This window comes from Klebsiella sp. K-3, from assembly GCF_051207495.1.
GTDB lineage: Bacteria > Pseudomonadota > Gammaproteobacteria > Enterobacterales > Enterobacteriaceae > Klebsiella > Klebsiella aerogenes.
The window spans coordinates 358109-382223 of sequence record NZ_JBPNXF010000001.1; the positions used below are offsets into that span (position 1 = coordinate 358109).

Sequence of the window (24115 nt, forward strand, 5' to 3'; positions counted from 1 at the left end):
GCCTGGTTCATAAATGGAGGTCCACAATATATTTGTTATGTGAATATATTGTGGGTTTAATTAATCGGTGTTTTTATGTCTGCTGATAAAAGCAGCAAATTTAGGATTGTTAAGTGATGAACGATTGTAAATCATATATGTCTTGATGGGCGGTACGGGGTGTGGCTGAATGATTTCATGAAAATCAAATGAACCTTTAAAGTACTCCAGTACGTGTCTGGCCATATAACCGATAAAATCACTTTGATGAATCATGGTTAAAATAGCTATCAACGAGTTGCTTTGGAACGCAATTCTACGATTGGTAAATATATTTTCATTTTGATTTTGAAATAATTTCACACCTGGATCATTAGAAATATAATAAGTGAATCCTTCCTTCTCAATCGCTTCCTGTGTATTAAGTAACGCCTTTCTTGGGTGATCTTTACGGCAAATCAGAACCACCTCAATTTCCTGAAATGGTTGGCATACGACACTATGATTTGAGATTGGCGTTAGACTATAAACCAGATCCGCTTTTCGATAGGCCATCAAATCATCAGCGCTCTCCGAAGATAAAAGAAGATCGCGGTGTTCAATTTGGAGGTTTGGATCCTGATATAAATCATTGATCAAATCCATTGTACCAGGGGCAACAAACAATTGTGGGCTATAAATAACAAATCTTTTACTTAATTCAGAATGATTGGCAATATTAATCGTTTTTTCTAATTGATTGAGGTTCTGTTCCAGGTGATGATGTAAATTCACCCCAACGATCGTTGGCGTTATCCCCTTACCCGAACGGACAAATAGCGGATCGTTTAATTGATTGCGTAACCGCTGCAGCGACTGACTAACCGCAGAAGGGGTAATAAACAGCGTTTCTGCGGCTTTACTGATACTAAGATGTTGATAAATACACTCGAAGATAACCAACAGGTTTAGATCGAATTTTTTTAAGTCATAAAGGTTGGCCATGCTTAACGTCCTGTTTATGTTGCATCGAGGCGAACGGATTACTATTTCTTTCCGTTATAAATTTGGGGCGATGCCATGAATTATCATTATTATAGCTAAATCTACAATTAATCCCTACTAAATGTATACCAACCAATCGCTTTCCGCCAGATCCTTTTTTGTCCTTAAGACTCTGGCGGAAATACGTTATTTTTTAATGCTGTTTTTCACCCATCATCACCTGCAGTTTCTCTTTATCAGGTAACCCCACTACCTGCTGCAGCATGTTGTCTTTATTCATATAGTAAATAGCCGGGGTGGCATTAGCGCCGAGATCATCCATCAGCTGCTGGTTGACATTCAGTGTCCTCATCAACGCTGCAGGGATATCTGCCGGTACGTTTAGCTTCATTTTGCCGTTGGACTGTTCGTAATCATGCCAGGTTTGCGCCGGGTCTTTGCTGGCCAGAATGGCTGCCGCGGTGGCCGGGCTATCTGGTTTAATCACGCCGACCAATAAGGTGCGCAGCTGCACCTTACCGGATTCAACCCACGGTCGCGCCTGTTGCCAGAACTGTTTACAGTAAGGGCAGAAAGGGTCGGCAAACACATAAAGGACGATGGGCGCCTCTTTTTTGCCTTCCAGTAGCCAATTAGCGGATTCGAGTTTTTTCCACATCGCCTGTCCCGCTGGGGTATAGAGCTCTTTCTGGAAAAGCTGTTCGCTCAGATTGTTGCCTTTTTCGTCGTACATATAGCCGGAAATGGCGTGTTTACCGTCGGGGGTGAGATAGATAGCAACACCCATATCCTGATATTTTCCGAGCCAGCCTTTGACGCCACCGGGAGCTTCAAAGGGCTTAATGATAGTAATACCCTGTTTTTCTATCGCTTTTACGGGGGCGGGGAGGTCTTCGGCATAGCTGCACAACGGCAACAGGCTCAGGAAAAGCAGTCGTTTTAACATGAGTATTCCTTTTAAATCAGAAGCTAATGCGAAGTGGTGGTGAAACCTATCGCAGTCATAGATAAGACCTGCCGGGCGTTTGGTTGCCCTTTAGTTCGGCGAATGATGTAATCCTTCATGCTGTTACATTAAGGTGTAGAGCGCAACATATTGCCAGCCATTCTGGCGCTGAAGCTACCTGCGGGTATTTCAGGTAACGGGGCCGCCTGAGAGGGCGGCCTTTTTACTTTTAGCGAAATGAGGCGAAACACGGGTAAAAACCGCGATCGCGACGGCAGGTTCACAAAGTTGTCTTGTGGCGGTTGTTAGATAACGCTTATTGATTTGATAATGCAAACGCATTGGTCGAGTCAGGAAAAATTCGTTAACTTAGACCTCAACAAAAACACGGAGGAAGTATCGATGTCTTTAATTAATACCAAAATCAAACCTTTCAAAAACCAGGCATTCAAAAACGGTGAATTCATCGAAGTTACCGAAAAAGATACTGAAGGCCGCTGGAGCGTCTTCTTCTTCTACCCGGCTGACTTCACTTTCGTTTGCCCGACTGAACTGGGCGACGTGGCTGACCATTACGAAGAACTGCAGAAACTGGGCGTAGACGTGTACTCTGTATCTACCGACACCCACTTCACCCACAAAGCGTGGCACAGCAGCTCTGACACCATCGCTAAAATCAAATACGCGATGATCGGCGACCCGACTGGCGCCCTGACCCGTAACTTCGACAACATGCGTGAAGATGAAGGTCTGGCTGACCGCGCGACCTTCGTCGTTGACCCGCAGGGTATCATCCAGGCAATCGAAGTTACCGCTGAAGGTATCGGCCGTGATGCGTCTGACCTGCTGCGTAAAATCAAAGCCGCTCAGTACGTTGCTTCCCACCCAGGCGAAGTGTGCCCGGCTAAGTGGAAAGAAGGTGAAGCGACGCTGGCTCCTTCTTTAGATCTGGTTGGTAAGATCTAATTCGTTTTATTCCCGCTAATCAACGGGCGTACCCGCGCCCGTTTTATTCCAACACCATGATGCAAGCGCATTCAGGCTGCCTGATAAAGGCCGCTTGCATGATGATGTTTTAAGCCCAGGAGATAAAAATGCTCGACACCAACATGAAAACCCAGCTCAAGGCCTATCTTGAGAAGCTGACCAAACCTGTTGAGCTGATTGCCACGCTGGATGACAGCGCTAAATCGGCAGAGATCAAGGAACTGTTGGCTGAAATCGCTGAACTGTCAGACAAAGTTACCTTTAAAGAAGACAATACGTTGGCGGTACGTAAGCCATCGTTCCTGATTACTAACCCAGGTTCCAACCAGGGCCCGCGTTTCGCTGGTTCTCCACTGGGACATGAATTCACCTCATTAGTATTGGCGTTGCTGTGGACCGGCGGCCATCCGTCGAAAGAAGCGCAGTCGCTGCTGGAACAGATCCGCAATCTTGACGGTGATTTTGAGTTTGAGACCTACTACTCGCTCTCTTGCCACAACTGCCCGGACGTGGTGCAGGCGCTGAACCTGATGGCGGTGCTTAACCCGCGTATCAAACACACGGCGATTGATGGCGGGACCTTCCAGAATGAAATCACCGATCGCAACGTGATGGGCGTACCGGCGGTGTTTGTGAATGGTCAGGAATTTGGTCAAGGTCGTATGACGCTGACTGAAATCGTTGCCAAAGTGGATACCGGCGCGGAAAAACGTGCGGCGGAAGAGCTTAACAAACGCGATGCTTATGACGTTCTGATTGTGGGTTCCGGCCCGTCTGGCGCCGCGGCGGCGGTATACTCCGCGCGTAAAGGCATTCGTACCGGCCTGATGGGCGAACGCTTCGGCGGGCAGGTACTGGATACCGTAGATATCGAAAACTATATTTCCGTACCGAAAACCGAAGGTCAGAAGTTGGCGGGGGCGCTGAAAGCGCACGTCAGTGAGTATGATGTTGATGTGATTGATTCACAAAGCGCGGCAAAACTGATCCCGGCAGCCGTCGAAGGCGGCCTGCATCAGATTGAAACTGCCTCCGGCGCGGTGCTGAAAGCGCGCAGCGTGATCATCGCGACCGGCGCCAAATGGCGTAACATGAACGTACCGGGTGAAGACCAATACCGCACTAAAGGCGTAACCTACTGCCCGCACTGCGACGGCCCGCTGTTTAAAGGTAAACGCGTGGCGGTGATTGGCGGCGGTAACTCCGGCGTTGAAGCGGCGATTGATCTGGCGGGCGTCGTTGAGCACGTGACGCTACTGGAATTCGCACCAGAAATGAAAGCCGACCAGGTGCTGCAGGACAAAGTACGCAGCCTGAAAAATGTCGATATTATTCTCAACGCCCAGACTACCGAAGTGGTTGGCGACGGTAGCAAGGTGACGGGGCTGCAGTATCGCGATCGCGTCAGCGGCGATGAGCATCATGTCGCGTTAGCCGGTATTTTTGTCCAGATCGGCCTGCTGCCGAACACCAACTGGCTGGAAGGTACGGTTGAGCGTAACCGCATGGGTGAAATCATCATCGATGCCAAATGTGAAACCAACGTGAAGGGCGTGTTTGCGGCCGGTGACTGCACCACCGTACCGTACAAGCAAATTATTATCGCCACTGGCGAAGGCGCGAAAGCTTCTCTGAGCTCATTCGATTATCTGATTCGCACCAAAAGCGCATAAACATAAAAAGTCGTAAGACAATACCTGCATACAGCAAAGAGGCGACCATAGGGTCGCCTCTTTTTTTTTGCTTATTTCACCGTTTCGTTATCTCACGACCATCACCGGAATATGCGCATGACGGATGACGCTTGAGGCGTTTGAACCCAGCAAATGGGTGCTGATCGACGGATTGCGGGAACCAATTACTACCACGTCAGCTTTTATTTCATTGGCCAGTTCATTAACCATGTCGCGTACATTGCCGAAACGTACATGGCTCTTGATGCGTGAAGGGTCGATGCTGAAGTGGCCGACCATGGTCTGCAAGCGGGTTTCCGCTTCATGCTGCAAATGCTCTTCAAAGCGGCGTAGATCGGCGGTAAAACGGCTCATGGTGAAGCTGGATGAGCCGGGTAAGACGTGAAGTAAATGAATAATGCCGTCCTGTTGGGCAAGAAACTCTGCATGGCGGACAGCCTTGTCGCTCAGCTCCATTTCAAAGACATCAACCGGCATAATGATAGTTTTATACATATGCATTTCTCCTTGTTTGTCTGTTTCTATATCAACATATTATACAAGGATATTGTGGCATTCAGGTCGCAAAACTGTATACGCCGTCACGAGATGAGGTAAAACTTTGTCAAACAGGAAGGGAAAACAGAAAGAGGATGGCGAAGCATCCTCTGAATAAAGCGTCAAACGCCTCAGGCAGCGGAGAACTTAGCGGTGGAATTCGCCTGCGGCTTCCGGCTGGTACAGCAGCTCCAGCACTTCCAGATGCGCCGATGCGCCGCCAGGCAACTCCCAGTGAATGGAGGTGCCGACTTTCAGCCCAAGCAGCGCTGCGCCAACCGGCGCCAGAACCGAAAGCTGAGTGGCGCTATCGGTTGCCTGAGCCGGGAAGACCAGAGTCCGCACGCGTTCTTCGCCGCTGGTTAAATCGCGAAAGCGGACTTTGCTGTTCATGCTCACGACGTCGTGTGGCATTGCTTCCGGCGCGAGCATTTGCGCACGATCCAGTTCGTCGTTCAGGGCATCGGCGACCGGCGAATTAGCGTAAGCCGGTTGCTCAAGCAGTCTGTCGATACGTTCAGCATCGAATTCGTTAATAATGATTGCGGGTCTGGTCATTGCATACTCCATGTTATCCAGGAACCTTTTCCGTAAAAGAAAACCCTCGCCGAAAGGGGCAAGGGTTAATGTCCCTTCATCATACTGAGACTTGCCTGATGTTTGAAGTGATTAAGCGCACATTCAGCGCATCATGAGCAAAAGCAGATGAAGTGGGCGCATCGCCCTGTTATCAAGAACCGACTTTGTCCAGAACAAACTGCTTAGCGCAGTTGCCCGGATGCGGCTGCGGCAGGAACGAATCTGCGCCCAACGGAGAATTGATAGCGCCAGCTTTGATGGAAATTTGCATTTCCGTTAAATAAGCCGGGTTGCCGTCGCAGGTTAATTTAAAGGCTTTGACGTTTTGCGCGCCATACGCTTTGGCGACGGCGGCATCAAAATCGCTACGGCTAACGGTTTGTCCGTAGTGTTTTGCCAGAAAATCACCGATTGCGCTTTGCTTCACTTCGCCATTCAGGCGCACCATCGTACCGAAGTAGCTATCCGGATCGAAGCCGAAACAGACGCCATGCTTGGCATACTCATAACGTTCCAGACAAGAGTTCCCGCCAGAACCCGGCATCACGCTATTCAGCTTATTAGCCATTTCCAGCGACAGCCCGGTTTCCGCGGCCTGGCATTTACGTCCGGCTTTGACTTCCGGCATATTGGGGATCGGGCGCGTCGCGCAGCCGTAGCGCATCCAGCGGCGCTCGTCGACGCCGCGTGAGGCGATCGACTTCGGCAGGCCCGGCCATAGGCCGTGTACCGTCAGAAAATCGGCTTTGTTGCGTTCGTCCTGCTGTAGCCGGCACTCCTCGGGCTCATTACGGTTACTATCCAGCATGCTCTGACAAAAACCGGTTTGCCAGGACAGTGCCAGCACGTAACGATCGAAATCACCGTATTTCGTCGCGGTAAGCGGCTCTGCGCCAACCTGCGTTGCGCCGAGTAAAAGGGCAATGGCGACGACATCCTTCCTGAACATTTTTATTCCTGATAGTGGGAGATGATTAATTGCTGGGATTTATTAAAGCATAAAAAAGACGCCTGCTGGCGCCTTTTCACTGTGGTTTGTAGTTTATTGAACCGCGGCGCCGGGGACCAGAATCTCGGTGGCGACGATCACCACTAACAGGCCGACGATAACGGGGACCGAGGTGCGCTTAACGACTTCAAATGGCGAAATCTTCGCCATTCCCGCCACCGCCACCACCACGCCGGAAACCGGTGAAATAGTGCGTCCCAAATTCGACGCCTGCAACATAGGGATCGACAGGTAAGCCGGATTGATGCCGGAAGAGTGGGCAAGCTTCGGGATCATCTCTACGAAGGCATAAAATGGCGCGTTGCCGGAGCCGGTGGTCATCGCCGCCAGCATGGTCAGAATCACCAGCACCAGCATCAGAATGATACTGGCGGAACCGAACGAGGTGGCTATGGAGATAAGTCCGTCGATAAAACCGATAGTGCTCAGACCCTGGGCAAATACGCCGGCCGCGACCAATAGCATGACGACGCTGGCGAAGGCGTCAGCCATACCGCGATAGGCGGCTTCCAGCCCGGCGAAGACCTTTTTAGTGTCAAAACTGCGCAGGAATTCCAGTACCGAAGCCAGCACCATACAGAGCACCAGAATAGTGATGATGTGTAATTCAGGACCCCATTTGCCGTCGAAAATCAGCACCCCGATAATCGGCGTGAAAGGTAGAATAGCGTACAGCGCCGGCGCGGTGGTGGTTATCTCGTTGACGTCGAGCATTTCGTGCGAGGCGTTCTCTTTTTTATCGAGGTAGCGCTGCCAGAAGAAGTGAGCGATGGCCATACAGACGATAGCGGCAATCGAGATAGGCAAGGTGGTTTTGAACGCGAAATCGATTAGCGGCATTTCGGCAGCTTTGGCCGCCAGTACTACGTCACCGGAGGTCGGAGACAGGATCAACGCGGCAGGGGAGGCGCAAATCGCCGCCGCGGCGCCGCGGCTGATGCCGACGTTGACCATTACCGGGAACAGCGTCGCCATCAGCAGCACACCCAGGCCGGTCGCTGAGGAGACCGCCAGCGACATCAGACAGGCGAGGAAGTAGGCGGCAATCATCAACAGATAAGGTGAGTTAATATATCGCAGCGGTTTAGAGGCCAGTTTAACCACCATATCATTGGCGCCGATATGCGTCATATAGGTGGCGAAGCCGCAGAGCATCATAATCATCATGCCGAGGTCGCCGCCGCGGCTCATGAGCAGTATTTTAATATACTCGAAGATGTCGGTCGCGGTGTAACCCGTACTGGCGGCGCTGGCCGGGAGAACCTTATGCCCCATGATGGCGCTGGCGATAAGTAAGACTAAACCGCCGACAAACAGCACCCCTGTCGCGGAATAGCCTTTTATAATGTAGCGGGCGACGCCCACAATAACCACGACCCCGATTAGGATCTCAACAAGCGTAAGCATACTTTACCCCTAAGCCATTAACCCAAAGAATCTGCTGATATCTAAAGCACTACAAAAATTAAGTGAGGGAATGTGCCCAAAAAACGGACAGAACTTGCTGACCCAAATCAATAAACTACTGAGAATTGACTAATCGGAACCTGCGGCGCGGCTAACATCACAAAAGTCGTCTCCCAGGATGCGGTTTTTGCCATCGCGCAATTCAGGATTTTGCCTTATTCCGTTAACAGTCTATTAAGATTACATTTGTTACTTTACTTCGTTTTTAAAATTGAAATCGGTAATAGAGAAGTGTTGAAACTACGTCAATTTACATTGTTTATTCTTGCGCTGTCCGGCCTGCTGCTGTCGTCCGGTTATGCTAACGCCTCGTTCTCGTCAACGCTCCGCGATGGCTACAATACGCTGACGGACAATGTCTCGCAAACCTGGAACGAGCCTGAGCACTACGATCTGTACGTTCCGGCGATCACCTGGCACGCGCGTTTTGCCTATGACAAAGAGAAAACCGATAAGTACAACGAACGCCCGTGGGGGGCGGGATTCGGCGTGTCGCGTTGGGACGATAAAGGAAACTGGCACGGCCTGTATCTGATGGCGTTTAAAGATTCCTTTAATAAGTGGGAGCCGATTGGCGGCTATGGCTGGGAAAAAACCTGGCGTCCGCTGGCCGATGACAACTTCCACCTTGGCCTTGGTTACACCCTTGGCGTAACGGCGCGCGATAACTGGAACTATATCCCGATCCCGGTAGTGCTGCCGCTGGCCTCGATTGGCTACGGCCCGGCGACGTTCCAGATGACCTACATCCCCGGCACTTATAACAACGGCAACGTTTATTTTGCCTGGGCGCGCATTCAGTTTTAATCGTTATAACGTAGTGACAAAAGTGATAAGTTCTTCGTCTTGTTGAAAAACAACGACTAACGTAACTGCCGGCTATAAAGATAGAGACTTTTATCACTTTTTAAGAAAGTTACGCTGGACAAAAGGCATCACAATTGATGTACTGGTATCCGACACAGCATTAGTGTCGTTTTTTAATTTAAAGGTAATTTTGATGTCTAAGATTAAAGGTAACGTTAAGTGGTTTAATGAGTCCAAAGGATTCGGTTTCATTACTCCGGAAGATGGCAGCAAAGATGTATTCGTACACTTCTCTGCAATCCAGTCCAACGGTTTCAAAACTCTGGCTGAAGGTCAGCGCGTAGAGTTCGAAATCACTAACGGTGCCAAAGGCCCTTCTGCTGCAAACGTAATGGCTATCTAACCAACACGTCAGTAGAATATAAAAACCCGCTTATAGCGGGTTTTTTTTTGCCTGTTGTTAACGGGCGGCTGACTGTGAAAATAGCCAGAATGCCGTCGCGGTCATGGTGAAAGAACCAAGCAGGTTGACGAGAACGTTTAGCAACGCCCAGCTGAAACGCCCCTGCTGGAGCAGGAAGACGACTTCTGCGGAAAAGGTGGAGAAGGTCGTCAGGCCGCCGCAGAAACCGGTAGTGATGAGCAACTTCCACATAGGATCGACATGCGTCAGACGATTAAACCACGCCAGCCCGGCACCGATAATAAAGGCGCCCAGCAGGTTAGCGACTAGCGTGCCAATGGGAATCGCATGATGCATGGGGTTAAATTTCATGCCCAGCCACCAGCGCAACACGCTGCCGGTTCCGCCGCCAACAAAAACGGCTAAAAGGAGTTGTAACACGGTCATTTCCTGCTAATACGTTAGATAGAGGGTTGAGTGTAGCGCGATAAACGCGTTTTTGGCTATGGATTCGCAAGTGGGAGAAAGAGATGCGGGTAGCTGCGGGACAATTCGCCGTCACGGCGCAGTGGCAGAAAAATGCGCAGACCTGCGTTGAGCTGATGCATCAGGCGGCAGAATGCGGCGCTTCGTTACTGGTCTTGCCCGAGGCGTTACTGGCGCGAGCCGATAACGACCCGGATATGTCGGTAAAATCCGCGCAGGCGCTGGATGGCGGCTTTATGCAGCAGTTGCTGGCGGAAAGCCGGCGGAATGACTTAACCACGATATTAACGCTACACGTGCCCTCTGCTGAAGGGCGCGCGAGCAATACGCTGGTGGCGATATGCCGAGGGGCGATTTGCGCACAATACCAGAAACTCCATTTGTACGATGCGTTTAATATGCAGGAGTCACGGCTGGTGGATGCCGGCGAGCAAATCCCGCCGTTAATAGAGGTAAATGGGATGCGAATCGGCTTAATGACCTGCTACGATTTACGCTTTCCCGAATTAGCGCTATCGTTAGCGTTAAAGGGGGCTGAAGTGTTGGTGCTTCCGACAGCCTGGGTGCGTGGGCCATTGAAAGAACATCACTGGGCGACGCTGCTGGCGGCAAGGGCGCTGGATACTACCTGCTACATTATTGCGGCAGGCGAGTGTGGAACGCGTAATATCGGCCAGAGCCGGATTATCGACCCGCTCGGTACCACCATTGCTGGCGCCGCAGCCCAGCCGCAGCTGATTTTTGCTGAGATATCCGCAGATTATATTCATCAGGTGCGTGAGAGTTTGCCGGTGCTGCGTAATCGCAGATTTGCGCCACCGCAATTATTGTGACGTTTTTTTAAACAAGGCTTGATTCACCTTGTTACAGATTGCTATTGTGTCGGCGCGTCAAATAGCCGTTAATTGTATGCGTATATGTGTATGATGGCGTATTCGCAGCTTGAGCTTGTATAGAGAAGAAGGTTAGCTATGGGTGAGATTAGTATTACCAAACTGCTGGTAGTCGCAGCGCTGATTATTTTAGTGTTTGGTACCAAAAAATTACGCACGCTGGGTGGAGACCTGGGTTCGGCTATCAAAGGCTTCAAGAAAGCCATGAATGATGACGATGACAGTGCCAAAAAGACCAGCGCTGAGGAAGAAGCGCCGGCACAGAAACTCTCTCATAAAGAGTAATTAATCACGGGCTCCCGATAAGCGGGGGCGCGTCGCGGCCGGGTTTGAAGCTCTGGCGGCAAAGAGGCGGCAGCGTATTCGTTGTCGCCTTTTTTATGGTCGTTATTTGGGATGCGAAAAAGTTGCAACCAGGTGTGACGATAGAAAGGGGCGTTAGCAGGTAAATCTGGCCGCCGCGAACGGCGGCCAAAGAAAGGCAGAGGTTATTTTACTTCCATACCTTTTGCCTGCAGATCGGCATGATAGGAAGAGCGGACGAACGGGCCGCAGGCGGCATGGGTAAAGCCCATCGCCATGGCTTCAGCTTTCATCTCTTCAAACTCTTCCGGGCTAACATAACGCTGTACCGGAAGGTGGTGACGGCTCGGCTGCAGGTACTGACCCAGCGTCAGCATAGTGACGCCATGACGGCGCAGATCGCGCATTACTTCGATGATCTCTTCATTGGTCTCGCCAAGACCCACCATCAGACCCGATTTGGTCGGGATTTCCGGATGCGCTTCTTTAAAGCGCTCCAGCAGCTTCAGCGACCAGTTGTAATCTGCGCCCGGACGTACCTGGCGATACAGGCGCGGTACGTTTTCCAGGTTGTGGTTAAACACATCCGGCGGCGTCACTTTCAGGATATCCAGCGCGCGATCCATACGACCGCGGAAATCCGGCACCAGCGTTTCAATCTTGATGTTCGGGCTCTTTTCGCGGATAGCGCTGATACAGTCGGCGAAATGCTGCGCACCGCCGTCACGAAGATCGTCGCGGTCAACGGAAGTCACCACCACGTAGCGCAGACCCATATCGGCGATGGTTTGCGCCAGTTTTTGCGGCTCATTGGCATCAGGCGTCACCGGACGACCGTGGGCAACATCGCAGAACGGACAACGGCGAGTACAGATAGCGCCGAGGATCATAAAGGTCGCGGTGCCGTGGTTGAAGCACTCGGCAAGGTTCGGGCAAGAGGCTTCTTCGCACACGGAGTGCAGGCCATTCTTACGCATCGCTGCCTTGATCCCCTGAATACGGGACGAGTCAGCCGGAAGTTTGATTTTCATCCATTCCGGTTTTCTGAGCAGAGCTTCACGCTCAGTTGCCACGTTTTTCACCGGGATAAGGGCCATTTTATCGGCGTCGCGGTACTTAACACCGCGTTCCATCACAATGGGTTTACTCATAGCGTGCGTGTTCCAGTTGCGAGTCACGAAGGAAAGCGAATTAATTCAATCAAATGTTGTATTTATCAACTATTTTTGAACTAAGGACAGGCAGTATATCATTGATACGGGGTTGAAAGCAGCCTGGTTACCCGGCAAATTGTAAAATAGTTGTTGTTTTATCCTTTTCCCTCGCGTGCGGTTAGCAGGAATAAGTTTGCACAATAGTGTCGATAATCTCTTTCAGTAACGGCTCCTGGGCGCTTTGTCGGTTGTAATGGAGCGAAATATCAATACGCTGGTCCTGCAGCGGTGGAAAAGGAATCGCTTGTAAATCCCAGATCTTCGCCACCAGCGCGAACATGCTCTCAGGCGTCAGCCCCAGCAAATCGCTATTATTCATCATCGCCGCCTGGGTCAACAGGTTATAGCTGCTAAAACCGCAGCGGCGTTCGCCGATAAATTCATCAAGTTGCCGATGCAGGGTAGGGTAGCGCTGTCCTTCCGGCAGCAATAGCGCAAACTCAAACTGCTGTAGATTTTCCCGCGTCAGCGGAAGAGGCAAAATGGGATGATCTTTCCGGCAGAACATGACGACCGGTTCGGAAAACAGTACCTGGTGTGCAATGGCCAGCCCGCTATGGTTATAGCTGTCGATCAGCAAATCAACCTGCCGCTGGTTGAGCTGGCTGGCGGCATCGGTAATCGCAATGTTGTGCAGTAATACCTGAGGAAACCTCGGTTTCAACGCATTGGCGATCGTTGGCATCACCAGGGCGCCGATGGTTGGAGTGGTAGCGATGGTGAGCACGCGCTGTTGCTGCGAGCTGCTGCCCAAATCCAGCGCATTGAGAAAGGCTTCCATCCCCTGACTAATATACTGATGCAAGTGAGTGGCAAAAGCCGTCGGCGTCACCCCCTGTCCTTTACGAATAAAGAGCGGGTCAGGGAACAGAGCCCGTAATTTATTGATGGACTGGCTGATGGCCGAAGGGGTGATATTTAGCACCCTCGCCGCGTTGACGATGCCTTTATGCACGTACACCGCTTCGAAGATGGTCAGCAGATTAAGATCGATATTACGCAGAATACGAAAAATCTGCCGATCTTCAGGTTGTTCATTGAGTTCCGATGGGGGATGGTTTTCTGCCACTCAGCGTATCCGGTTGTCGGGTGTATAGCGCTATTATAGCGGGCCGTGGCATTGCGGAACGTGATAATTGATTGCAAATATAAAGTATTAATAATGACTTGCGCAATTTACAGGCGCTCTGAGATTTCAGAGCGCGAAGCTTCTTAAGCGGCTACATACTCATGCGGTGGGTTATTCAGCAGCGCCAGCAGGTTGGCGACCAGCCGCGGCGCGACGTTTTCCGTGGTGGCCTGCGGCTGCCACTGGCGCATTTGCGTCATCTCCATACCGGCATAGCCGCACGGGTTAATGCGCAGGAATGGCGTCAAATCCATTGCCACATTCAGCGCCAGGCCGTGGAAAGAACAGCCTTTACGAATACGCAGCCCCAGCGAACAAATTTTCTGTTCACCAACGTAAACCCCAGGCGCATCGGCGCGTGGGTGGGATTCAATCTGATACTCCGCGAGAGTATTGACCACGGTCTGCTCCAGCAGCGTCACTAATTCACGCACGCCGAGTTTACGCCGTTTAAGATTCAGCAATACATACATCACCTGTTGGCCAGGCCCGTGATAGGTCACCTGGCCGCCGCGATCGCTCTGAATGACCGGGATATCGCCTGGTACCAGCACGTGTTCGGCTTTACCGGCCTGACCCTGAGTGAAGACCGGGTGATGTTCTACCAGCCAGATTTCATCCAGCGTCGTGTCGTCACGGCTGTCGGTAAATTCATGCATTGCCTGCGAGATGGGTTCGTAAGGTTGCAGGCCAAGTTGTCGGATAAGAATGGTATTGTGCTGCAAAACAACGTCTCCGCCGAGAGGGATGACTTAAGTGGGGGAGAGTATATCACAGCGAAAGAAAGAGGATTACCCGGCGCTTGAGGCCGGGTAAGGCGAGGGATTACAGCACCATCCGCACGATTTCGATATTGCCCAGCTCTTCGTACAGGGCTTCGACCTGCTCAATGTGGGTAGCGTTAATGGTGATGGAGACCGAGTGGTAGTTACCTTTGCTGCTCGGTTTTACTGACGGAGAGTAATCACCAGGCGCATGGCGCTGTACCACTTCCACCACCTGATCAACCAGCTCAGGCAACGCCTGCCCCATTACTTTGTAAGTAAATGGAGTAGGGAATTCAAGCAGTTCGTTAAGTTTGGTTTTCATGTCAGCTCCGGTGTGACGACTAAAATAATAACTCCCACGTAATGTGGGAGTTATCAGGTTTCTTTGATGAATAGTATATGGGGATAGAAATCACACTTTCAAGTGTTCAATTTTTAACCAAACCAGTGATGGAACATTAACTTAATGTAATCAATGATTTTGCCGAAGAAATTACCTTCCGGAATTTCCTGCAGCACCACTAACGGACGCTGATCGATAGTTTTGCCATCTAACTGGAAGTTGATGGTACCGACCACCTGGTTTTTCTGCAGCGGCGCGTGCAGCTCGGTGTTATTCAACACATAGCTGGCTTTCAGATCTTTCATACGGCCGCGCGGGATAGTCAGATAGACGTCTTTATCTACGCCCAGAGAGGCGCGATCGCTATCCCCGAACCAGGCCGGTTCAGAGGCGAACTCTTTACCTGCTTTAATAGGGTTGACGGTTTCAAAGAAGCGGAAGCCCCAGGTCAGCAGTTTCTTGCTCTCGGACTCACGCCCTTTGTAGGTACGCCCGCCCATCACCGCGGAGATCAGGCGCATCTGGCCTTCGGTAGCAGAGGCAACCAGGTTGTAGCCGGCTTTATCGGTATGGCCGGTTTTAATGCCATCGACGTTGAGGCTGTTATCCCACAGCAGACCGTTACGGTTCAGCTGGCGAATACCGTTAAAGGTGAACTCTTTCTCACGGTAGATGGAATACTCATTCGGTACGTCGCGGATCAACGCCTGGCCGATCAGCGCCATGTCACGCGCGGAGCTGTACTGACCATCGGCATCCAGGCCGTGAACGGTCTGGAAGTGGGTGTTTTTCAGGCCCAACGCGTTAACGTAATTGTTCATCAGGCTGACAAACGCGTCCTGGCTGCCGGCAACGTAGTCGGCCATCGCCACGCAGGCATCGTTACCGGATTGCAGGTTGATGCCGCGGATCAGCTGAGAAACCGGTACCTGCATGCCCGGTTTCAGGAACATCAGGGAAGAACCTTTAAACACCGGGTTACCGGTTGCCCACGCGTCGTTACCTACGGTGACCAGATCGGATTCTTTGAATTTGCCCGCTTTCATGGCCTGGCCAATGACATAGCTGGTCATCATTTTGGTCAGGCTCGCCGGATCGCGACGGGCGTCGGCGTTGTTTTCCGCCAGCACTTTACCTGAGTTGTAATCGATAAGAACCCAGGATTCAGCATCGATCTGCGGAGCGCCTGGGATCATGGTTTTCATATTCAGGTCATCGGCGCGGGCAGCGGTAGACAGTGCCGCAACGGAGAGGGCCGTAACGAGTAAACGAGCGGTGAAAGAGGTCTTCATGGTTAGAACAACGGCATCCGTGATGAAATTAAAAAAAGTGCCTTACTATAACAAATGCGTTTCGCAGCGGCATCCGACATTGCATATGACTTTGTTAACGACTTTTACATATGCGGCGGCGGGAGATACCGCGGCGTTACGTTTAGTTGGCGCGAGTAATAAATGATTGCAGCTGCGCTTCGTTTTGCAGGCGCTGCTGTACCGTCGACGCTTGCGACTTACTGGTAAAGGGACCCAATTGGATTCGCCACACGGCGCCATTTTGCATCACTCGGCCCGGAACGGCGAACTGCTGGCTCAAGCGCTGCTGATATTGCTGGGCGCGAGCCTGGTCGCTAACGGCGCCGACCTGCACGACGAACTCGCCGCTGGTGCTGGCGCTTGGCGCGGCAACAGTCGCGGTTGCTGCTGCGGCCGCGGCAGGCGCAACGCTCCCCTGAATCGAGCCCGGCGCGGTGACTGGAGCGCTGGGTGTTGTCGGCGTCGCGGCGACGGCAGCAGGCGCAGCAGCAGGTTCGCTGCTTTCCAGCACGCCATTATTCAGCGGCGTCGGCGCGCCAAGGAATCCACTATTGCTGACCGGCGCGCCCACGTTATCCTCAGGCTTAAGCGTTGAGTTGCTGATGGCGTGAATGTTTGATTGGTCGGCCGGGGCGATGGCCGCGGAACCATCGCCATCAAGGTTTGGCCGTGAAGGCAGGGCATAGGTTTGTTTGGCGACGGTGGTACACGCCATACCCGGGCCCGACAAAGCGCCGTCCTGAGAGACGATAATAGGATCGATACGAACTTTAGTATTGTTCGAGGTATTCAGGCGGTCGGCGGACGCGCGGGACAGGGAAATGACCCGATCATTGCCGTACGGGCCGCGATCGTTAATGCGCACCACGATCATCCGGCCGTTGGCCAGGTTCGTGATACGCGCGTAGCTCGGGATGGGCAAGGTTGGATGCGCGGCGGTGAGCTGAGTTGGATCGAACGCTTCGCCAGAGGCGGTCAGATTGCTGTTCGGTTCGGCATCATAAATTGCCGCCAGACCGGTCTGGGTGAAGTTAGCCGGATCCTGAACGATTTTATAGCTTTTGCCGTCGCGCTCATAATCCTGATTGGCCGTGGCGTTCAGCGTTTCGAAACGCGGATCGGCGCCGCTAATTTCTACCGTCGGACCATTACAGACGGCCGGCTGCGGGACGCTAACCGTCTTCTGCTGAACGTCTTCACCCGAACATGCCGCCAGCAGCCCTGCTGCTATGCAGATCCCCAGCCATTGCTTACGCATTGCGAACCCCTTAAACGCTTTTCGACAACATTTTTCTGTGGGTATGGATCGACATCACGATACCAAACCCGGCCATCAATACGATCAGGGCTGAGCCCCCGTAGCTGACCAGCGGCAAAGGTACCCCCACCACCGGCAAAATACCACTTACCATACCAATATTTACGAAGACATAAACGAATAAAATCAACATTAAACCGCCCGCCATGACGCGGCCAAAGGTGGTTTGCGCCTGGGCGGCGATCCACAGTCCGCGCATGATAAGCAAAATGTACAATGCCAGCAGGATCAACACCCCGATAAGACCCAGCTCTTCCGCCAACACGGCGAAGATAAAGTCAGTATGGCGCTCCGGCAGGAATTCGAGCTGCGACTGAGTACCATGCAACCATCCTTTACCGCGTAATCCGCCGGAACCAATAGCGATTTTCGACTGAATAATATGATAGCCCGCGCCCAGCGGATCGGTCTCCGGGTCGAGCAGCATCATCACGCGCTGACGCTGGTAGTCGTGCATCAGGAAGAACCATAAAATCGGAATAAAGGCGGCGACCAGCACGACCGCAATACCGATCAAGCGCCAGCTGAGGCCGGAGAGGAACAGAACAAACAGGCCGGAGAGGGCGATCAAAATCGAGGTGCCGAGGTCTGGCTGCGCCGCAACCAGCAGGGTCGGCAGGAAGATCAGGACCAGCGCGATAGCGGTATTCTTCAATGACGGCGGACAGACATCGCGGTTAATAAACCGCGCCACCATCAGCGGCACGGCTATTTTGGCAATCTCCGAGGGCTGAAAGCGCACAATACCGAGATCCAACCAGCGCTGCGCGCCTTTGGAGATGGCGCCGAAGGCGTCTACGGCAACCAGTAAAATAATACAGAAAATATAGAGGTAGGGCGCCCAGCCCTCGTATACCCGCGGCGGGATTTGCGCCATCACGATCATAATCACCACGCCCATGGCGATTTGGCCGATTTTGCGCTCCATCATTCCCACATCCTGGCCGCTGGCGCTCCAGATAACCAGCGCGCTGTAGGTGAGCAGCGCCAGCAGGATGAGCAGCATCGTGGGGTCCAGATGGATTTTATCCCATAGTGATTTTTTGTTCGGATTATCGGTCATTATTGATCCTCCCCCGCCGTCACCGCCGGGCTTTCACTCGGCAGATTGGTGTTGTTATCACCCAGCATGATGTGATCGAGGATCTGGCGCATAATGGTACCGACCGCCGGGCCGGCGCCGCCATTCTCCAGGATCATCGCCACCGCGACCTGGGGGTTGTTGTAAGGCGCAAACGCCGTCATGAGTTTGTGGTCACGCAGACGTTCGGAAATTCGGTGCGCGTTATAGGTTTCGTTGGCTTTCAGGCCGAATACCTGCGCGGTACCGGACTTCGCCGCAATCTTATACGGCGCGCTGGCAAAGTATTTGTGCGCGGTACCGTTGCCGCGGTTAGCAACGCCGTACATCCCGTCTTTGGCGATTTCCCAATAGCCGGAATGAATATCGCCGACCGGCGGTTCATGCGGCTGTACCCACGGTACCTGTTTACCGTCTTCGAGAGTGCTTTGCAGAAGATGGGGCACTTTGACCACGCCGTCGTTTATCAGGATCATCAGCGCTTTGTTCATCTGAATCGGCGTAGCGGTCCAGTAGCCCTGGCCGATACCGACCGGGATGGTATCACCCTGATACCAGGGTTTCTTAAAGCGCTTGAGCTTCCATTCGCGAGTGGGCATGTTGCCGGAGCGTTCTTCCGCCAGGTCAACGCCAGTGTAGTCGCCGTAGCCAAACTTACTCATCCATTCGGAAAGGCGATCGATGCCCATATCATAGGCGACTTGATAGAAATAGGTATCCGCGGACTCTTCCAGCGCTTTGGTGACGTTCAGGTGTCCGTGGCCCCATTTTTTCCAGTCGCGATAGCGTTTTTCCGAACCAGGCAACTGCCACCAGCCGGGGTCGAACAGACTGGTGTTGCGCGTAATCACGCCGGCGCTCAAGGCTGAGACGGCGACGTAGGGTTTCACCGTCGATGCAGGTGGATAAACCCCCTGCGTCGCGCGGTTAACCAGCGGGGTATTCGGATCGTTGAGTAGTCCGGAATAATCTTTGCTGGAGATACCATCAACAAACAGGTTGGGATCGTAGCTCGGGGTTGAAACCAGCGCCAGAATCGCGCCGCTGCGCGGGTCGGTGACCACTACCGCCGCGCGGCTGCCCGCCAGCAGCGTTTCGATATACTGCTGCAGCTTCAAATCAAGGGTTAGGTAGATATCGCGTCCGGCCTGCGGCGGCACTTCTTTAAGCTGGCGAATAACGCGGCCGCGGTTGTTGACTTCAACCTCTTCATAACCGGTTTGCCCGTGCAGCACGTCTTCATAATAGCGCTCGATTCCAAGCTTACCGATGTCATGGGTCGATGCGTAGTTGGCCAGCTTGCCCTCTTTATCCAGGCGATCGACGTCTTTATCGTTGATTTTAGAAACGTAGCCGATAACGTGGGTCAGGGCGGAGTTATAGGGATAGTAGCGGCGCTTGTAGCCTTTGACTTCGACGCCGGGAAAGCGGTACTGGTTTACGGCGAAGCGCGCCACCTGGACTTCATTAAGATTGACCTTCACCGGAATCGAGGTGAAGCGGTGAGAGCGCGCGCGCTCTTTTTTAAAGCCGGCGATATCGTCGTCGGTCAGGTCGACGACGTCGCGCAGCGCATCCAGCGTCTGCTGCACGTTATCGACTTTTTCCGGCATCATCTCTAGCTGATAGATGGTGCGGTTCAGCGCCAGCGGCGTGCCGTTGCGATCGTAGATAATGCCGCGGCTGGGCGGAATAGGGACCAGCTTAATGCGGTTTTCATTGGAACGCGTTTGATAGTCGTTGAAGCGGACAATCTGTACGTTGTAGAGGTTGGCAATCAGCACGCCGGTAAGCAACAAAATGCCCGTAAAAGCGACCAGCGCCCGGCGTACAAACAGCGAGGATTCAGCCGTATAGTCGCGGAAAGAATTCTGTAATTTCATTCGCTGCTTAGTCTACCCAGGTCATCATTACTCACGGTGGTAAGGGTGGTTAGTCGTAATGCTCCACGCACGATACAGGCTCTCAGCGACCAGCACGCGAACTAACGGGTGAGGCAACGTGAGCGTGGAAAGCGACCAACTCTGTTCCGCTGCCGCTTTGCAGGCCGGAGAGAGACCTTCCGGGCCGCCAATGAGTAAACTGACGTCCCGGCCATCCTGCTTCCAGCGTTCCAGTTCTCGCGCCAGCTGCGGCGTATCCCACGGCTTACCGGGAATATCCAGGGTCACGATACGGTTCTTGCCTGCGGCCGCCAGCATCATTTCGCCCTCTTTTTCGAGGATGCGTTTGATATCGGCATTTTTTCCGCGCTTACCGGCAGGGATCTCTACCAGTTCGAACGGCATATCTTTTGGAAAACGGCGCAGATATTCGCTAAAGCCGGTCTGAACCCAGTCCGGCATTTTGGTGCCAACGGCCACCAATTGTAGCTTCACGCATTAACTCCAGAGTTTTTCCAGCTCGTACAGACGACGGCTCTCTTCCTGCATGACGTGAACCATCACGTCTCCCAGATCGACCACGATCCAGTCGGCGGCGGCTTCACCTTCAACGCCCAGCGGCAGCATCCCGGCGGCGCGGGATTCCTGCACCACATGGTCGGCGATGGACATCACGTGGCGCGTAGACGTGCCGGTGCAAATAATCATGCAATCGGTGATGCTGGATTTGCCATGTACATCAATGGCGACGATGTCCTGACCTTTCAGGTCATCAATTTTGTCGATAACAAAATCCTGGAGTGCTTTACCCTGCAAGTGTTCCCCCTGGGTGCGTGAAGAGTGATAACAATAACGAGCCTGACAGTATACCCGAAGTCATGGCAATGTCGGGAGAAAAGTCAGCTTTCAGCCCTTGAAAGCGGGCTATCATCCCATCCCTTGCCGACGAATGCATCGCCATTTTTGTAAAACAATTTCTGCAAGATGCGTATAGCGGGTGTAGCCTGGCTGCGGAGAATAACAGCCTGCATTTGGCTGTCAATGGGCGACGATTAATTCTTATTCCGCGCGCCACCGCGCCTGGCTATTTAATACCCGCAGGGTAGTAAAATCGTGGCGCCGTTCGATAAGGCTCCAGCTACCGTGGGCGAGGGGAAAATGCCACATTGCTGCCGCAGGCATCTGCAATAAAAGTGCGATTAACAGGCTTAAAGCGCCCTGGTGGCCGACGATCAATAGATTATCCCGCTGCTGATATTGCCCGAGGGTGGCGGCAAAAGCCGCGATACGCTGCGCGAAGGCCTGGAAACTTTCGCCGTTGGTCGGCGCAGCATGTTGCCAGTCTTTGCACCAGGCGGCGTAGTTCTGCGGGTCATCTTGTTGCAGATCGCGATGGTGGCGCATTTCCCAATCACCAAAAAACATCTCATTCAACGAAGGAATCACTTGCCGTGGGATTGGCCGTCCAGCGAGCAATAATTCGGCGGTATGCTGGGTTCTCTCCAGCTCGCTGCACAATACCAGCTCGAAAGGCACCGCCCGCAGATAGTCACCCAGCGAGCGGGCCTGCTGGATCCCGCGTTCGGTAAGGGGGGTTGGGGCATGACCGCTATACAGTCCGTCGACATTAGCCTGCGTTTCGCCGTGGCGAACCAGCCATAATTTCATGATGCACTCCGTGGAACTCGCGTAGCGTAACGATATCCCCGTAGCGGGTTCTCAGCAATAGAGCTTCTGCTGGTGAATGTAGTCCAGCACGGCTGCAGGCAGCATATCGGCGCAGGAGACGCCCTGCTGCAGACGCTGGCGAATCAGCGTAGCGGAAATATCGAACCACGGGGTTTCCGCCAGATAGATAGCTCCGGCGGGGCGGTTATGTAACTGCTCGACGTCGTGGGTGAGATGTTTATCGAGCCATTGCTGATCTTCTTCACGCTTCATCGCCAGTGGATATCCCGGGCGGCGGCAGACGATCAGATGGGCGTTATCGAGGATCGTGGCGTAGTTATGCCAGGTGGGGAAGGTCAGCAGCGAATCCTGGCCGATGATAAACGCCAGCGGCCGCTCGGGACCCTGTTCCTGCCGCCACTCCTGCAACGTTTGCGCCGTCCATGAGAGGGTATCGCGTCGCAGCTCGCGCTCGTCGAGGACAAACAGCGGTTTATCCGCAATCGCCAGCTCGAGCATATGTACGCGCTGGGCGCTGGTGGCCTCCGGCTGCGGACGATGCGGCGGGACATTATTGGGGACGATAATCACCCGGTTAAGACCGATCTGGTTAGCCAGAATTTCTACCGGCTTCAGGTGGCCATAATGCACCGGATCGAAGGTGCCGCCGTACATCGCCTGCAACTGAGTCATATCAACCATCAATGAAAACGTCTGCCAGCGCTTTATGGCAGAGCAGTAACGAAAGACTTTCCAGCTCGGGCCATATTGACTGGCCATAATCTTGTTTGAAGGTGAGCTCGGCGCGGGTTAATAACGTGACGGCCTGGCGCAGTTGCTCGGCGCTGAGGCGCGTGAGCGCGTCGCCAACCAGTTGACGGCGGTTCTGCCAAACCCGGTGTTTATCAAACAACGTGCGTAGCGGCGTATGTGCCGACTGGCGCTTCAGGTTCACCAGCAGCAGCAGTTCGCGCTGCAATGTACGCAACAAAATGGCGGGTTCGCAGCCCTCAAGCCTCAACTGCTGCAGGACGTGAAGTACGCGCTTGCTTTTGCCGGCCAGCAGGGCATCGACCCAGTGATACGGCGTGAAGTGGGCGGCATCATTCACCGCCTGTTCAACGCGAGGCAACGTCAGCTTGCCGTCAGGCCACAGCAGCGAGAGCCGCTCCAGCGCCTGCGCTAACGCCAGCAGGTTACCTTCATAGCAGTAGCACAGCAGCTGGCTGGCGGCGTCATCTAATTGCAGCTTGTTCTGTTTAGCGCGGGCGGCCAGCCAGCGCGGTAGCTGCGCATATTCCGGCGTTTGGCAGCTGACCTGTACGGCGCGACTGGCAAGCGCGGTCACCCATGCTGCATTTTCCTGGGCTTTGGTAAGCTTGTTGCCGCGGACAATCAGCAGCAAATCTTCATGCAGCATACCGACCAGCGTGGCAAGCTGTTCGTTAATCGCCGCATTCGGGCCGTTTTCCGGCAGAATAAGCAGAAGCGTCTGGCGACTGGAAAAGAGGCTCAGCGCCTGACTTAAAGAGAAAAGGGCGGGCCAGTCGGTGCTGGCATCGATGGTCGCGGTGTGATGTTCGGTAAAGCCCTGAGCGGCCGCGGCTTCGCGGATCGCATCCTGGCTTTCCTGTAACAGCAATGGATCGCTACCAAGCAATAAATACGCCGCGCGCAGCCCTTCAGTGAGCTGCGCGCGGAGTTGTTCCGGGTACAACCGAATCATCAGTTACCCAGCGTAGTGGAGACGCGGTTGCCAGAGGTCGAGATGGCCGGGGTTCCAGACACCGGCTGCTCAGCCTCTTTGGTGGCTTCGACATCCGCAACATGCACGCTCGGCAATTTGCGGATCAGTTGTTCCGCGGCCTTGTCGTACATCTCTCGAACAATCATGTCCTGCTCGGCATCTTTCGCCAGCGCCGCCTGCGGGTTATCGAAGAACGAACGATAAACCTTGGTATTGATTGGGTAAATGTCATGACCCGGTATCAATACGGTGGCGTTAACGGTCAGCACCATCTGGTATTCAGCAGTACGACCATCCTGGAAAATGGATGCCGTATCTTTCTGAATGGATGAGTTACCCAGACGCAGGGACGGAACGTCCTTACGCAGCGTATCGGCATCGATCAGCTCGACGCCATTCAGACGCAGCTGATTGCGTACCGCACGGCTTAACGGACCATTCGGATCGCTTGACTGGAAAATCATAGTTTTCATTGTGGTTGGAACCTGCGTATTGCTACGCAGATGCCAGCCGCAACCGGCGGTGATTAACACCGCCAGAGATAACAGCATTGTTGCCAGATATCGCACGCTTCCTCC

27 protein-coding genes are annotated in these 24115 nt (G+C 53.1%); 6 read left to right on the top strand and 21 right to left on the bottom strand.

Annotation, left to right across the window (positions count from 1 at the left end; genetic code table 11):
* Positions 1 to 60: 60 nt before the first annotated feature.
* Both citR and dsbG read right to left on the bottom strand, forming a co-directional pair.
* On the bottom strand, positions 61 to 963 hold the full coding sequence (citR, locus tag ACSEMK_RS01670; protein WP_087860249.1) for a DNA-binding transcriptional repressor CitR: 903 nt from the start codon (positions 961 to 963) through the stop codon (positions 61 to 63).
* A 193-nt stretch (positions 964 to 1156) separates the two neighbouring features.
* Entirely contained in the window at positions 1157 to 1909 is a 753-nt protein-coding gene (gene dsbG / locus ACSEMK_RS01675; RefSeq protein WP_430914390.1) for a thiol:disulfide interchange protein DsbG, read from the bottom strand.
* A gap of 402 nt (positions 1910 to 2311) precedes the next feature.
* Here dsbG and ahpC point away from each other — a divergent pair, with 402 nt between their 5' ends.
* Positions 2312 to 2875, top strand: a complete 564-nt coding sequence (gene ahpC, locus ACSEMK_RS01680; protein WP_004859485.1) for an alkyl hydroperoxide reductase subunit C — start codon at positions 2312 to 2314, stop codon at positions 2873 to 2875.
* Positions 2876 to 3003: 128 nt separating this feature from the next.
* Positions 3004 to 4569 carry an alkyl hydroperoxide reductase subunit F gene (ahpF, locus tag ACSEMK_RS01685; RefSeq protein ID WP_015367747.1) on the top strand — a complete coding sequence of 522 codons (1566 nt, stop codon included), beginning with the start codon at positions 3004 to 3006 and terminating at the stop codon, positions 4567 to 4569.
* 87 nt (positions 4570 to 4656) lie between these two features.
* Here the strand turns inward: ahpF and uspG are convergent, their stop codons facing one another.
* The 4 genes from uspG to dcuC form a co-directional block, all read right to left on the bottom strand.
* On the bottom strand, positions 4657 to 5085 hold the full coding sequence (gene uspG / locus ACSEMK_RS01690; protein WP_015367746.1) for a universal stress protein UspG: 429 nt from the start codon (positions 5083 to 5085) through the stop codon (positions 4657 to 4659).
* A gap of 189 nt (positions 5086 to 5274) precedes the next feature.
* Positions 5275 to 5685 carry a nucleoside diphosphate kinase regulator gene (gene rnk, locus ACSEMK_RS01695; protein ID WP_015367745.1) on the bottom strand — a complete coding sequence of 137 codons (411 nt, stop codon included), beginning with the start codon at positions 5683 to 5685 and terminating at the stop codon, positions 5275 to 5277.
* A 172-nt stretch (positions 5686 to 5857) separates the two neighbouring features.
* Entirely contained in the window at positions 5858 to 6655 is a 798-nt protein-coding gene (rna, locus tag ACSEMK_RS01700; protein ID WP_087860247.1) for a ribonuclease I, read from the bottom strand.
* Between the two features lie 93 nt (positions 6656 to 6748).
* Positions 6749 to 8122: an anaerobic C4-dicarboxylate transporter DcuC gene (gene dcuC / locus ACSEMK_RS01705; RefSeq protein WP_087860246.1), complete on the bottom strand. Its 1374-nt coding sequence runs from the start codon at positions 8120 to 8122 to the stop codon at positions 6749 to 6751.
* A gap of 291 nt (positions 8123 to 8413) precedes the next feature.
* Here dcuC and pagP point away from each other — a divergent pair, with 291 nt between their 5' ends.
* Both pagP and cspE read left to right on the top strand, forming a co-directional pair.
* Positions 8414 to 8989, top strand: a complete 576-nt coding sequence (gene pagP, locus ACSEMK_RS01710) for a lipid IV(A) palmitoyltransferase PagP (RefSeq protein WP_162750180.1) — start codon at positions 8414 to 8416, stop codon at positions 8987 to 8989.
* A 193-nt stretch (positions 8990 to 9182) separates the two neighbouring features.
* Entirely contained in the window at positions 9183 to 9392 is a 210-nt protein-coding gene (gene cspE / locus ACSEMK_RS01715; RefSeq protein WP_012542460.1) for a transcription antiterminator/RNA stability regulator CspE, read from the top strand.
* A gap of 57 nt (positions 9393 to 9449) precedes the next feature.
* Here cspE and crcB read toward each other — a convergent pair whose 3' ends face one another.
* The gene (gene crcB, locus ACSEMK_RS01720) at positions 9450 to 9833 is read right to left on the bottom strand and encodes a fluoride efflux transporter CrcB (protein WP_087860424.1); all 384 of its coding nucleotides are present in this window, start codon (positions 9831 to 9833) and stop codon (positions 9450 to 9452) included.
* An 89-nt stretch (positions 9834 to 9922) separates the two neighbouring features.
* Here crcB and ACSEMK_RS01725 point away from each other — a divergent pair, with 89 nt between their 5' ends.
* Together ACSEMK_RS01725 and tatE are read left to right on the top strand one after the other, a co-directional pair.
* Positions 9923 to 10711: a deaminated glutathione amidase gene (locus ACSEMK_RS01725; protein ID WP_411325853.1), complete on the top strand. Its 789-nt coding sequence runs from the start codon at positions 9923 to 9925 to the stop codon at positions 10709 to 10711.
* Positions 10712 to 10849: 138 nt separating this feature from the next.
* Positions 10850 to 11056, top strand: coding sequence for a twin-arginine translocase subunit TatE (tatE, locus tag ACSEMK_RS01730; RefSeq protein ID WP_045381457.1), 207 nt, complete (start codon positions 10850 to 10852; stop codon positions 11054 to 11056).
* Between the two features lie 203 nt (positions 11057 to 11259).
* Here the strand turns inward: tatE and lipA are convergent, their stop codons facing one another.
* From lipA to lptE, 14 genes are all read right to left on the bottom strand, one after another.
* On the bottom strand, positions 11260 to 12225 hold the full coding sequence (gene lipA, locus ACSEMK_RS01735) for a lipoyl synthase (protein WP_015367739.1): 966 nt from the start codon (positions 12223 to 12225) through the stop codon (positions 11260 to 11262).
* A gap of 181 nt (positions 12226 to 12406) precedes the next feature.
* Positions 12407 to 13357: a YbeF family transcriptional regulator gene (locus ACSEMK_RS01740; protein ID WP_087860244.1), complete on the bottom strand. Its 951-nt coding sequence runs from the start codon at positions 13355 to 13357 to the stop codon at positions 12407 to 12409.
* A 143-nt stretch (positions 13358 to 13500) separates the two neighbouring features.
* Positions 13501 to 14142: a lipoyl(octanoyl) transferase LipB gene (gene lipB / locus ACSEMK_RS01745; RefSeq protein WP_087860243.1), complete on the bottom strand. Its 642-nt coding sequence runs from the start codon at positions 14140 to 14142 to the stop codon at positions 13501 to 13503.
* A 100-nt stretch (positions 14143 to 14242) separates the two neighbouring features.
* On the bottom strand, positions 14243 to 14506 hold the full coding sequence (gene ybeD, locus ACSEMK_RS01750) for a DUF493 family protein YbeD (RefSeq protein WP_015367736.1): 264 nt from the start codon (positions 14504 to 14506) through the stop codon (positions 14243 to 14245).
* A 113-nt stretch (positions 14507 to 14619) separates the two neighbouring features.
* Entirely contained in the window at positions 14620 to 15819 is a 1200-nt protein-coding gene (gene dacA, locus ACSEMK_RS01755; protein WP_015367735.1) for a D-alanyl-D-alanine carboxypeptidase DacA, read from the bottom strand.
* A gap of 142 nt (positions 15820 to 15961) precedes the next feature.
* Positions 15962 to 17098: an endolytic peptidoglycan transglycosylase RlpA gene (gene rlpA, locus ACSEMK_RS01760; protein ID WP_113373846.1), complete on the bottom strand. Its 1137-nt coding sequence runs from the start codon at positions 17096 to 17098 to the stop codon at positions 15962 to 15964.
* Positions 17099 to 17108: 10 nt separating this feature from the next.
* A complete protein-coding gene (gene mrdB, locus ACSEMK_RS01765) occupies positions 17109 to 18221 on the bottom strand; it encodes a peptidoglycan glycosyltransferase MrdB (RefSeq protein WP_008805635.1) in 1113 nt (370 codons plus the stop codon).
* Entirely contained in the window at positions 18221 to 20122 is a 1902-nt protein-coding gene (mrdA, locus tag ACSEMK_RS01770) for a peptidoglycan DD-transpeptidase MrdA (protein ID WP_015367733.1), read from the bottom strand. The genes mrdB and mrdA overlap by 1 nt, the downstream gene beginning before the upstream one ends.
* Before the next feature lie 27 nt (positions 20123 to 20149).
* A complete protein-coding gene (rlmH, locus tag ACSEMK_RS01775) occupies positions 20150 to 20617 on the bottom strand; it encodes a 23S rRNA (pseudouridine(1915)-N(3))-methyltransferase RlmH (RefSeq protein WP_015367732.1) in 468 nt (155 codons plus the stop codon).
* A 3-nt stretch (positions 20618 to 20620) separates the two neighbouring features.
* The gene (rsfS, locus tag ACSEMK_RS01780) at positions 20621 to 20938 is read right to left on the bottom strand and encodes a ribosome silencing factor (protein ID WP_002894623.1); all 318 of its coding nucleotides are present in this window, start codon (positions 20936 to 20938) and stop codon (positions 20621 to 20623) included.
* Positions 20939 to 21181: 243 nt separating this feature from the next.
* Positions 21182 to 21790 carry an adenosylcobalamin/alpha-ribazole phosphatase gene (locus ACSEMK_RS01785; RefSeq protein WP_213317388.1) on the bottom strand — a complete coding sequence of 203 codons (609 nt, stop codon included), beginning with the start codon at positions 21788 to 21790 and terminating at the stop codon, positions 21182 to 21184.
* Between the two features lie 51 nt (positions 21791 to 21841).
* Complete coding sequence (gene nadD / locus ACSEMK_RS01790; protein ID WP_162750181.1) at positions 21842 to 22492, bottom strand: nicotinate-nucleotide adenylyltransferase; 651 nt, start codon at positions 22490 to 22492, stop codon at positions 21842 to 21844.
* A complete protein-coding gene (gene holA, locus ACSEMK_RS01795) occupies positions 22485 to 23516 on the bottom strand; it encodes a DNA polymerase III subunit delta (RefSeq protein WP_113373848.1) in 1032 nt (343 codons plus the stop codon). Before holA ends, nadD begins: the two co-directional genes overlap by 8 nt.
* Positions 23516 to 24106 carry an LPS assembly lipoprotein LptE gene (lptE, locus tag ACSEMK_RS01800; RefSeq protein WP_430914389.1) on the bottom strand — a complete coding sequence of 197 codons (591 nt, stop codon included), beginning with the start codon at positions 24104 to 24106 and terminating at the stop codon, positions 23516 to 23518. Before lptE ends, holA begins: the two co-directional genes overlap by 1 nt.
* Positions 24107 to 24115 lie beyond the last annotated feature (9 nt).